Consider the following 11,036-nt stretch of genomic DNA (forward strand, 5'->3'; position numbering starts at 1 on the left):
AGATGATGATTCATTTCTCCTTTTAACATAGCTTCAAACATAGGACCAAATATGTCTTTCAGTGCATTCTGCATGTCTTGTACGGACTCTGGTTGGTATTGTTCTATTATTCTATTAGCTAACTCTACTGATTGTGGATCACGTTTAGATTTTGCCATTAGAAACAACTCCCCCAATTCATATATTATTAGTTTAACAATAAAAAAATAAACTGCGAAGTAAGAGCCGTACGCTCTCTTACTTACACAGTTTATATTACACTCCCGCGGTTCGATCCCGCTATGCTCCATTTTCTTAACTCTTTTAAAACAAAAGTCTCTCTCCTAACCCAACCGTTACCACCTGGTTTTCCTACTAAACTTTCATTAGCTTGAATCGCCTCATTCAGTGGTACCCACACCGGTTCAAACTCTTGCTCATACTCATAATCATCCAATTGTTGGCCTATTTTCTCATCATCAACTAACTCACATAAATAGTAGTGTGAAGTCATCTGGAACAGCGTCTCCTCTTCGAATTGATCTACCCATCTTTCAATTACGGTCCCTATTCTATACTTAACTTGACCATTTACATATCCAGTTTCTTCTCTTATTTCTCGAATCAGTGCATCATTATGAACCTCACCCTTTTCAACTCCACCGCTTGGAAATTTATAATCTCCTTTATTGTTATGTACTAGTAATAAATTTCCTTTATGAAAAATAACTGCTCTAACTGCAATTCTCTCTTTTATCTTCCAAGCTGGATTTATATCCTTTTCAATAAATTCTTTATAAAACTCCACTGCGCACACCTCATTTAAGTTCTTTTAATGTTTTCATTGACTTCTGCCTATGTTACAATAATATACAGAAAAATCCAATAATTAGGGAGAGAACAAATGTGAAGTAAGTAAATAAAGTATAAAATTCTATCCGTGGACCCCCTATATTTATATAGCAAATTATTTAAAAATATAGGAGGGAAAAAATATGATAGAATTTCGTCCAATCACTTGGGACAACTTTGATGAATGCATACAATTACAATTAACAGAAGCACAGAAAGAATATCTAGCTTCCAATGTGTACAGCCTTGCACAATCCTATGTAGCTCTACTGAATGACAAGTTACCTGCCATGACCTATGCCATCTATCATCATGAAACCATGATAGGCTTTATTATGATGTATCACGACACGGCAGAAGAAAACGAATATGGTGAAGAACCTTGTTATGGCATATTACGATTCATGATTGATTACCGTTACCAAAATAAGGGCTACGGGAAGCAAGCAATGAAAAAGGCAATAGCGTACCTTAAAACCCTTCCTCAGGGAGAGGCAACCGCTATCTACCTTTCTTATGCCCCAGAAAATACGGTGGCGAAGCATCTCTATATATCATTAGGTTTTATAGAGACAGGCATTATATCTGATGGAGAGTCTGTAGCAAGACTACAGCTCTAAAGAAAAAACGTTCAAGCGCATCTGCTTGAACGTTTTCCACCTATTACTGCTTAATAAAAGGTATTACCAATGGTATGCGATATGCCTGACCTTGATATGCATTTACCGCTGCCATAATCGTAAATATAATCACTAGTACCCATAGAACAAATAGTAATACAAAGCCAATTAGAATAATCGCTAAGATACTACTTATAATTCCGTAAATGGTAAAGGATACAATAAAGTTAAAGTACTCCTTACCATGGAAGTCAACGAAATCTGACGTATCACGTTTGAATAACCAAATTAACAATGGTCCTAGAACCGGAAATGGAAAACTTAGTACATATAATAACATCGCAAATAGACGATCATCGTTAGTCGTTGCCAATTTATTCCCCTCCTATTTTTCTCTTTCGTTTATTGTATCTTTATTTATATATAACGTCTATACATCTATAAATGTTTCACTTTTTTCTATAATGGGCTCCTGATGATTACTTTTTACTTTTCTAGTAAGACAAATCATTCCAGCAACAACATAGATAAATCCAGCTATTGATAATATCCCAAGCGTTATCGATGTACTTAAAAACCCAGTAACGATAAACAGAACACCAATAGTCGTTACATTATCGCTTTTCTTAATGAGGATAACGCAGACTATACCTGTCAGAAGAGAAATAAGCGCTGCGACAACAAACACCCATCCCCCTGCCCCAATCAAAGTTATAAGCTCAGTTAACGGAACACGTTGAATCAATTGTATTGGAAGAACTTCATATATCATATCCTCTAGAAAATTATGATTGCTAAATACCCATAACCAAAACAAACCTACTATTGTAAAAAATAAATAAAATAGCACGCCAACAACACCTAGAATGATTTCACTCATACGATTCATAATACTTCCTCCTAAGCATGTGATTTTCCAATTTTATGACACATTGGGTCGAATTAGTATACTAACCGTGAATCTTAAAAGGATTGTAATCTTTATATATTTCTTTCATCTTATAAAGGAATTAGGAATGTTTTCTCGAATACTATATATATGAAATTCTAAGGGGGATATTATTTTGATTACAGTGAAGAAAGATAACATAGTGGAAGATTACCACGGTACAAAAGTAAATGACCCATATAGATGGTTAGAAAATCCTACCTCCGCCGAGACATTGGAGTGGAGTAACTGGATGGGGGAGAAATGTGATACCTATTTCTCTGAAGCAACAACACGTGATGAAGATAGGAAAAGATTAGAAGAACTATGGAATTATCCGAAGTATTTTGTTCCGAAGAAGATAAAAGGTGAGCTTTATTATCAGAAGAATGACGGATTACAAAATCAAGCAGTTCTCTTCCGTAAAGATGCTGATAAGGAAGTCGTCGTATTAGACCCGAACAAATTAAGTGATGATGGAACGGTAGCCATGACGAATTACGCATTCAGCAAGGATGGGAAATATTTAGCGTATGCGACTTCCACACACGGGAGTGACTGGCAAGAGATTCGTATCCTTGATTTAAAAAATGGTGCAGATCTAGAAGACCATATCCAGCATGTAAAATTCACTAGTATTACATGGGCACCAGATAGCACTGGCTTTTTCTATAGTAGATTTCCCGAACCAGGTAGTGTAGACCCTGAAGATGAAAGTAACTTTAATAAAGTGTTTTTCCATCAAATTGGCGATAAGCAGGTCGATGATCAGCTTATTCACGAACAACCTGAGGATAAAGAATTAATGTTTTCATCCTTTATTAGTGACGATGATAAGTATCTTTGCTTATATGTATTCTTAGGTACAGCAACAGAAAACCGTTTCTATTTAAGACCAATTGACTCCAATGAACCATTCACACGTCTTTTAGATAAGGGCGATGCAGAGTATCAGTATGTGACCAATAGTAACAGTACATTTTATTTTAAAACAGACTTACATGCGCCAAATGGGAAGATAGTTTCCATTGATATAAACAATTTCCAAGACACGAATTGGACAGACATTATTCCTGAACAACCCGATGTAATAGATCATGTCGTAGCATTAAATAAAAAATTAGTAGTAGCATTTTTACAAGATGCGCATCACCAGTTAAAAGTGTTTAACTTAGATGGCACTTTTTCACACGACATCGAACTACCAATTCTTGGTTCATTCACCGATATGACTCGTAGCAAAGAAGATAATGAGCTTTACTTTGGCATTACTTCTTTCTTAAGCCCAACCGTTGTTTATAACTACAATATGGATAGCCAAGAACTCAGCCTATTTGCACAGTCAGATTTACCAATTGAACTCGATGCTTTTGAAACGAATCAAGTTTTCTATACATCAAAAGACGGAACAAAGGTCCCAATGTTCCTTACTCATAGAAAAGGATTAGAGTTAAATGGGGAAAACCCAGTAATTCTATATGGGTATGGCGGCTTTAATATCAATATGACCCCTTCATTTAACCCTGCAATTCTACGCTGGTTAGAAAAAGGCGGTATATATGCGGTAGCCAACCTTCGTGGAGGCACAGAATACGGGGAAGAATGGCACCGATCTGGCATGTTAGAAAAAAAGCAAAATGTGTTTGATGATTTTATCGCTGCTGGCGAACACTTAATTGAAAACAACTACACTCGTAAAGAGAAGCTTTCTATTATGGGTGGCTCAAATGGTGGGTTGCTAGTTGCAGCTTGTATGATTCAAAGACCCGACCTATTTGGTGCAGTAATTTGTCGTGTACCTGTAATTGATATGCTACGTTATCATAAGTTCACGATAGGTCGTTATTGGATACCGGAATACGGTAGTGCAGATAATCCAGAACAGTTCCCTTATCTGTATGCTTATTCGCCATTACACAATATCCAAGAAGGAGTTAAATACCCACCTGTTCTAATTGCGACAGCTGAAAGCGATGACCGAGTTGTTCCTGCTCATGCGAAGAAGTTTGCAGCTACCTTGATGGAAAAAGCAGACAAAGAATCAACCATCATCCTAAGACTAGAAGCAAAAGCAGGCCACGGCTTAGGCAAACCGACATCAAAACTAATCGAAGAATGGGTAGATTTCTACGCGTTCTTAGATAAAGAAATGAATTAATAGCAAAAAAGAGTGTCCTCCTTCGAGTAAGTAGTTCAGAATTGAAAGTCACATAATAAATGTAGTGCTAAATCTCATAGGGTTTGGCACTACATTTTTCGTTATTAAATAAATGGTTGTATGGACTATTAGCAGTAATTAACATATCAAAAAACGCTATAAATAATTGCGCAATTTGGTATGTTAATCCCTTAATAAGTTGTATGGTAATTCAGAATTTAATAACAACGTGATATAATAAGATAAGAGTTTGTGAAGAAAAGTACTTAAACTAACGGAGCAGGATAGTTTAACAAGGGGGTAGGAACGTTGAGTAAAAACAAAGTAATATTGTTTGCGTTTATAATTATTACGATGAGTGCATGTACATCAAATGGAGCATTAAACACAGATAAACTAGAAGTAGAACAAGATGAAATAAATACTATATTTAAGCCAGTAGAAAAACAAATAGCAGAGGAAGCGATACCTTTTGATATGGAATACCCTACCTACTTACCCTTTGAATATGAAGAGACAAAAGTTTCTATTAGTAGTTGGGATAATAGCAACAAGAAGGTTGTAACAACAATTAAATATCCTTCAATTGAGGAAGATGTAAAGTGGGAAAAAGATTCAATGGCTCAACCAACTATTCCACATGTTGAATATACTGTTGCTAATTTCGACAGATATTACAGTAGGTATTCTATTATGAATGATTATAAGGAAGTTGAAATTAAAGAAGGAGTTTTAGGTTATTTAAAGCTAGTTGAAATGATGAATGGTGTCGAGTTACATTGGTTTAATGATGGAAAAGAATATAATTTGTTTTTGTTGTATTTTAGTGAGGATAAAAAAGAAATAAAAAATGAGATAATTAAAATTGCTAATTCAATTTAATATTTGACTTACTTACTAGAAAGGAGTTTTTATGAATTTAACTAGATACGTTTTTGTTCCCTTGGTCTTTATTTTATTTTTATTTGGTTGTTCCTTTGGGGAAATATCAAAAGAGGAAAGTCATACTTACGCTCTTGAATTTGCAATGGATTATGCCGAAGAAGAAGGTTTAGAAATTCCGAAAAAGGATATTTATCTCATTAACTCAGAAAAAGTAAAAGATGGGAGGGTCGTGTTTCTTAATTACAAGGGAAATAATACTGACCCATTAGAAACCTTCCCAATGGTCTGGGTTTCTGTTACTAATAGTAAAAGTATCAAGGGATATAATTTTATAGCCTGGGGTGGCGGAGATAAATCATATTAGAAGGTCTTTGTCTTCGACTAACGGGTGCTTTACTTCAATAGTGACTACACCCTTATTCAATTAACGGGGCAGAAGAGTTTAATAAGAAAAAACAAAATGGGAGGTAATTTAATGTTAGTATTTATTCTCGCAGTGCTAATTATTACGATTCTTTTAGATTTGTTTATCCGGAAAAAGCATAACATTGTCTATGAATTTAGCTTGTATCGACCAGTTAATAATGCTCACAAATGGTTTGAGTGGATATTTTTATTCCTATTTATTGTTGTTATAATCGTATCTGTTTTTATTCTTTTTTATACAACAGAAATTTACGCAATGTTATTCGGTTTTCTAATGATTTTGACAGCTTTTCGTTCTATCATGGAATACAAATATGAAAAGGAAGAGAAGAATTACGTTATTAATTTCTTATGGACAATAGGTCATTTAGTAATTTTTATTGGTGTTATTTCTTACACACTTTAACTATAGGGTACTTTAGTAAAAAATCATTAAGAAGAATGGTGCATATTCATGGAAAGTTTTAAAGAAATTGTATCTGCTAACAAAAAATCTAAGGCTGTCATTTTTAAAAGTGAAAGGACTTATGAAATCAGGTTGTTTCAATATTTTCCTGAGTGTGTCGATGAAGAAGGCGATACTTGGGAAGAGTTTTGGCAAGAAATTACTACTACTAAAACTATAACTGATACCGAACAGAATGCAGTAAAACTTGCAGTAGAGGAACTAGCCTTATTGAAGTAACGGGTGCACTAGTTAAAAATAAAAAAGGTGATCTAAAGTGAATATACAAGTCAAACTGAAAGATATAATTGAAGAAATGGAAATGCCAATTGAAGAGTCCCTTTCATTATTAAATATGAAAACGGGTGATTTAGTGTTAGTAACGTCGGAGGACTTGAGAGCTGCTGAAGACGAAAAATCATTTGAGCATTTACCTGAATGGGAACAAGAAAATAGAAAGATTGCAATTGATGTGGTTGAAAACTTTGAAAATTATATAGAGTTACCTACTAAATATGAAGTTAATGAATATGAAATAATGGAAAACTTTTGCTCAACTTTAAGTGATCAACAGAAGCAGGAATCCTTATTAAGAGCAATCAAAGGAAAGGGTGCCTTTCGAAGATTTAAGGACAAAATAATTGATTTTGAAATGGAAGAACAATGGTATATATACCGTGACGAGAGTTTTAAACAAATAGCGATTGAATGGTGTCAGGAAAATAAAATTAACTTTATTGAATAGAGAGAAGACAAGGGGTGATTACGGAACTAAATTGTAACCCCCTTTTCTTATTAAAGTAAAGGGGCAGGATAGTCGAAGAAGATAAGGCGGAAGGGGGCATCTAATGAGAAAAAATTCAATATTAGTAACGATACTATTGGGAGTAATTATCATTTTGGTGATAGCGTTAAATGAAAGTAAAAGTGTATATTCAGTCGAGGATTGTCAAGAAGAATATAGTTATTGTATAAATGCAAAAGCAGATAGAAATGCAGTTAAGGTTCTTAACGGAACTATGTCAACTTTAAGATTTGAAGCCGATTCATCTTTTGAATTACTTAGTAAGGAACTTGATGCTTTAAAAGTAGGTAAAAGAGAACTTATCACCTTAGATTTTATTAACCAAATCCCTACCAGAATAAATGTTTATCAAAAGGAAGGAATTGAAAGAATAGCCGAAATTAAAGTTAATATGTCTGAGTATTCTTTTATGTCTCCAGAAGAATCTGGAGTATACATTTACGAAATTTATGCTACTTACCCTCTCGCCACTACTGTTCACCATTATTTAAAAATAAAAGTGAAATGAGAGTAAACTTCTTTAAGTAAAGGGTGCATTACTTTAATAAGTAGTGTTACACCTTATTACACTATTGGGGCAGGTTTGTGGGATAACAGAAGGGGATGGATTATGAAGAAGTGTCTACTTAGTATAGTAATTATTATAATACTTGTTTCTGTGTTTCTAATATTTAATCACAAACAAACTCCAACTAAAGATGATGTCTTTAAAATCACAGAAAAGTGGGCTCCTGCAACGAAGGAAGTCTATATATTGAGGAGAATTGACGGGGAGTGGTTAACTATTTTTAGAAACACCCATTCAATTATGCTTGCTCGATTAGAGCAGAACTGGTTTGGATTTTGGGAGATTAAAGATGATACAGGAGCAGAAAGTACATTAGCTTCGACGTATTACCCACCGACACAAGATGAAGAAATTTCTTGGAGTGCCTCAGGTACAGAAGAGGGAAACCCAACATACTACTTTGGACAAATCGTTAACCCTAATATAAAACAAATAAATGTGGAATCAAAAGAAAATTTATTAGAAAATGCTATAATAATTAATTCAGATGAAACTCGTTTTTTCTTACTAAAATCGGAAGAAAAGGTAGTATTGCCTGTAAATATTAGAGGTTTTTCTGATTCTGGTAAATTAATATATTCTACATATAGGTAGTAATAAATTGTTTCTTCAACTATTTGGTGCTTTACTTCAATAGTGACTACACCCTTATTCAATTAACGGGGCAGAATAGTTGTGCGAAATGTTCCTAGTTTAAATGGAGAATGGTTACATTTCTCTGGTAAAGGCTAGGCAATTCCTTGTGGAATTGAAGGGTTATATCGAAGAATCAAATGAAGAGGTAACGCTCGGAAGGGTTCTCTCTTAGTCGAATAGCATGAGATTTAGTAAGAATGATAGTGTTATAAGCTCGGTGAAAAGGCGTAAGAATTTACCGTAACAGTGATTTTTAGCTGACGAAAGCCTACCCGATGGGGTGGTGTAAATCATGATGCTTGAGTTGAATGAATATGGTGAGTATGCGAATAAACCTAAAAGAAAAAGGTTAAGCTGACAAACTTCTGAATGTACGGGTCTAGACCTGCAATACATAGAAATGTGTATATCACCAAATTGTGAGGTTAGATGTGGGTGAGTAAGACTAACTAATATGAAAATCCATGATACGTTATAGGCGTATGAACGCTAACAGGCTTACAGGAAGCACCTAAGTTCATTCTATAATAGATATAATTCAACGTTGTAAGCTGATAACGTGGAGGGCTTACTCTCAATGAAACGGTGGCAAGGAAAACAATAATGACAATAGTTATTGTATAACTTCCCTTCATTTCAGTGAAAGTGGTGGCACAGTACCAATGAAATGTCTAATCCACATGGAGGGATAGCCACTAGACTAATGAAGAATCATTCAACCATGTAAGGCAGATCTTTATCGGTTAATAAGGTTCTCGTGAGACTAAAAGAGGTTAACTCCGAAAGGGGTTACCGACTTATTGAAACGGAAGAAACTGAGACATAATGAGTATTATAATTTACAAGAGTGTTTCGACTCTCTCTACGCTCGTAGTGTTGATGGTGATAAGTTTTATGGATTAATAGAATTGATGAGTTCTAATGAAAATATACGTCTTGCCTATCGAAATATCAAAAGAAACACGGGAAGTAAAACGGCAGGAACAGATAAATTAACAATTAAAGATATTAGTCATTTATCGGTGGAAGATGTAATAGCTACAATTCAAAATATGTTTAAATGGTATGAGCCACAAGCAGTAAGGCGTGTATTCATAGAAAAGGCAAATGGAAAATTAAGACCTTTGGGAATACCAACCATTTGGGATAGGATTTTTCAACAGTGCGTTTTACAAGTTTTAGAGCCAATCATTGAGGCAAAGTTTCATAAGCATAGTTATGGATTTAGACCTAACAGAAATACTCATCATGCGAAAGCACGATTTGAATTTCTAATCAATCAATCTGGACTCCATCACTGTATTGATGTCGATATTAAAGGCTTCTTTGATAACGTCAATCACAGTAAACTTTTAAAACAGATTTGGTCGCTAGGGATTAGAGATAAGTCATTAATAGCCATTATTTCTAAACTATTAAAAGCTGAAATTCATGGTGAAGGCATACCGACAAAAGGAACACCGCAAGGCGGTATCCTATCTCCACTATTATCAAACATTGTTTTAAATGAACTTGATTGGTGGATAAGTAATCAGTGGGAAACGTTCGATAGTGACTTCAAATATAAGACCAGCGGGATTAAATATCAAGCGTTGAAAAAGTCTGGGTTGAAAGAGTGCTTTATAGTCCGCTACGCGGATGATTTTAAAGTTTTATGTCGAACACGTACACAAGCAATCAGAATGAATTATGCCATTAAAGATTTCTTGATGAATAGACTACACCTTGAAACTAGTGAAGAAAAGTCTAAAGTAATAAACCTAAAGAAAAACTCTTCGGAGTTTCTTGGGTTCACTTTCAAAGTAGTAAGCAAAGGCAAAACTAGATTTGGATATGTAGCGAAATCTAATATGTCAAAAAAGGCAAAAGCCAGTGCTTCTAACAAAATCAAGAAGGCTATTAAAACTATACAGAAGAATCCTAGCAATAAGACAGTATGGAATTTCAATACGGTAGTCATGGGAATTCAGAATTACTATTCAGCAGCCACAAGAATTACAATAAATCTTAATGAGTTAAACTCTAATCTGCGTAGAAACATGTATAATCGTCTAAAGATTTTTAGAACAGATGCCAATTTTCATGATATGACCAGAACTTTACAAAAGAGATATAAAGGATACAAGTGCAAATTGTACAAAATACAAAACATGGTATTTGTACCTATCCATGCCCAAAGACATAAAACAAATTTATGTTTTTCCCAAGACACGTGTAACTATACTCCCGAAGGGAGAGAAAAGATACACAAAGGGCTAAAAGCTATTAGTAAAGAAATTCTATCATCTATCATGAATTGGTTTATTCCGAACCGAACAATTGAATATAATGACAATCGAATAAGTAAATTTATCTCTCAATATGGAAAGTGTGCTATCTCTGGATTGGAGCTAGGTAAAAATGATTGGCACTGCCATCATAAGAATCCGTACCATCTATCAAAAGATGATTCATTTTCAAATCTAGTGATACTTCATGAATCAGTCCACAGACTGGTACATATGAAAGATACCGAAAAGATAACAGCATTACTTAAAATTTTAAACTTATCTAAAAAGCAAATTGATAAACTCAACAAACTTCGATTACAATGTCATAATCAATCAATTTGATTTCGGAAGAAAGCAAGGTCAAATCTAATAATACATAGAATTGAATGAATTGGAATAGTTGGAACGCCGTATGCGGTGAAAGTCGCACGTACGGTGTGAACAGGGGGAAAAGGGAGCGATAA

At 34.5% G+C, this 11,036-nt stretch carries 13 protein-coding genes and 1 pseudogene; 10 read left to right on the plus strand and 4 right to left on the minus strand.

The genetic code is table 11. The features are described from left to right. Nucleotides 1-158: pseudogene (locus TE34_RS20980) on the minus strand (IS256 family transposase); the annotation flags it as partial. Nucleotides 159-250: 92 nt separating this feature from the next. Continuing rightward, a complete protein-coding gene (locus tag TE34_RS06815; RefSeq protein WP_047984081.1) occupies nucleotides 251-787 on the minus strand; it encodes an NUDIX domain-containing protein in 537 nt (178 codons plus the stop codon). A 187-nt stretch (nucleotides 788-974) separates the two neighbouring features. Between TE34_RS06815 and TE34_RS06820 the strand changes: the two genes are divergently transcribed. Next, nucleotides 975-1,451 carry a GNAT family N-acetyltransferase gene (locus tag TE34_RS06820; protein ID WP_047984082.1) on the plus strand — a complete coding sequence of 159 codons (477 nt, stop codon included), beginning with the start codon at nucleotides 975-977 and terminating at the stop codon, nucleotides 1,449-1,451. A gap of 43 nt (nucleotides 1,452-1,494) precedes the next feature. On the opposite strand, the gene TE34_RS06825 is transcribed toward TE34_RS06820, so the two are convergent. Further along, the gene (locus tag TE34_RS06825; protein ID WP_236687117.1) at nucleotides 1,495-1,824 is read right to left on the minus strand and encodes a DUF4870 domain-containing protein; all 330 of its coding nucleotides are present in this window, start codon (nucleotides 1,822-1,824) and stop codon (nucleotides 1,495-1,497) included. 57 nt (nucleotides 1,825-1,881) lie between these two features. Then, nucleotides 1,882-2,340: a DUF4064 domain-containing protein gene (locus TE34_RS06830; RefSeq protein WP_047984083.1), complete on the minus strand. Its 459-nt coding sequence runs from the start codon at nucleotides 2,338-2,340 to the stop codon at nucleotides 1,882-1,884. 184 nt (nucleotides 2,341-2,524) lie between these two features. Here TE34_RS06830 and TE34_RS06835 point away from each other — a divergent pair, with 184 nt between their 5' ends. From TE34_RS06835 to ltrA, 9 genes are all read left to right on the plus strand, one after another. Further along, on the plus strand, nucleotides 2,525-4,537 hold the full coding sequence (locus TE34_RS06835; protein ID WP_236687118.1) for a prolyl oligopeptidase family serine peptidase: 2,013 nt from the start codon (nucleotides 2,525-2,527) through the stop codon (nucleotides 4,535-4,537). Nucleotides 4,538-4,846: 309 nt separating this feature from the next. Next, a complete protein-coding gene (locus TE34_RS06840; protein ID WP_047984085.1) occupies nucleotides 4,847-5,419 on the plus strand; it encodes a hypothetical protein in 573 nt (190 codons plus the stop codon). Between the two features lie 31 nt (nucleotides 5,420-5,450). Continuing rightward, a complete protein-coding gene (locus tag TE34_RS06845; protein WP_047984086.1) occupies nucleotides 5,451-5,786 on the plus strand; it encodes a hypothetical protein in 336 nt (111 codons plus the stop codon). A gap of 111 nt (nucleotides 5,787-5,897) precedes the next feature. Then, entirely contained in the window at nucleotides 5,898-6,254 is a 357-nt protein-coding gene (locus tag TE34_RS06850; RefSeq protein WP_047984087.1) for a DUF4181 domain-containing protein, read from the plus strand. Nucleotides 6,255-6,302: 48 nt separating this feature from the next. Then, on the plus strand, nucleotides 6,303-6,533 hold the full coding sequence (locus TE34_RS06855) for a hypothetical protein (protein WP_047984088.1): 231 nt from the start codon (nucleotides 6,303-6,305) through the stop codon (nucleotides 6,531-6,533). Between the two features lie 37 nt (nucleotides 6,534-6,570). After that, nucleotides 6,571-7,038 carry a UPF0158 family protein gene (locus TE34_RS06860; RefSeq protein WP_047984089.1) on the plus strand — a complete coding sequence of 156 codons (468 nt, stop codon included), beginning with the start codon at nucleotides 6,571-6,573 and terminating at the stop codon, nucleotides 7,036-7,038. A gap of 103 nt (nucleotides 7,039-7,141) precedes the next feature. Further along, nucleotides 7,142-7,606: a hypothetical protein gene (locus tag TE34_RS06865; protein WP_047984090.1), complete on the plus strand. Its 465-nt coding sequence runs from the start codon at nucleotides 7,142-7,144 to the stop codon at nucleotides 7,604-7,606. Nucleotides 7,607-7,708: 102 nt separating this feature from the next. After that, the gene (locus tag TE34_RS06870; protein WP_047984091.1) at nucleotides 7,709-8,260 is read left to right on the plus strand and encodes a hypothetical protein; all 552 of its coding nucleotides are present in this window, start codon (nucleotides 7,709-7,711) and stop codon (nucleotides 8,258-8,260) included. A gap of 842 nt (nucleotides 8,261-9,102) precedes the next feature. Continuing rightward, the gene (ltrA, locus tag TE34_RS06875) at nucleotides 9,103-10,914 is read left to right on the plus strand and encodes a group II intron reverse transcriptase/maturase (protein WP_047984092.1); all 1,812 of its coding nucleotides are present in this window, start codon (nucleotides 9,103-9,105) and stop codon (nucleotides 10,912-10,914) included. The last annotated feature ends 122 nt before the right edge of the window (nucleotides 10,915-11,036 follow it).

It is taken from the genome of Ornithinibacillus californiensis, assembly GCF_001038485.1.
Lineage (GTDB): Bacteria > Bacillota > Bacilli > Bacillales > Amphibacillaceae > Ornithinibacillus > Ornithinibacillus californiensis.

Excerpts from the sequence above, each read along its gene's own strand:
- TE34_RS06820 (WP_047984082.1), top strand. The coding sequence starts at position 975 with ATGATAGAATTTCGTCCAATCACTTGGGACAACTTTGATGAATGCATA.
- TE34_RS06830 (WP_047984083.1), bottom strand. The coding sequence starts at position 2,340 with ATGAATCGTATGAGTGAAATCATTCTAGGTGTTGTTGGCGTGCTATTT.
- TE34_RS06845 (WP_047984086.1), top strand. The coding sequence starts at position 5,451 with ATGAATTTAACTAGATACGTTTTTGTTCCCTTGGTCTTTATTTTATTT.
- TE34_RS06850 (WP_047984087.1), top strand. The coding sequence starts at position 5,898 with ATGTTAGTATTTATTCTCGCAGTGCTAATTATTACGATTCTTTTAGAT.
- TE34_RS06855 (WP_047984088.1), top strand. The coding sequence starts at position 6,303 with ATGGAAAGTTTTAAAGAAATTGTATCTGCTAACAAAAAATCTAAGGCT.
- TE34_RS06865 (WP_047984090.1), top strand. The coding sequence starts at position 7,142 with ATGAGAAAAAATTCAATATTAGTAACGATACTATTGGGAGTAATTATC.
- TE34_RS06870 (WP_047984091.1), top strand. The coding sequence starts at position 7,709 with ATGAAGAAGTGTCTACTTAGTATAGTAATTATTATAATACTTGTTTCT.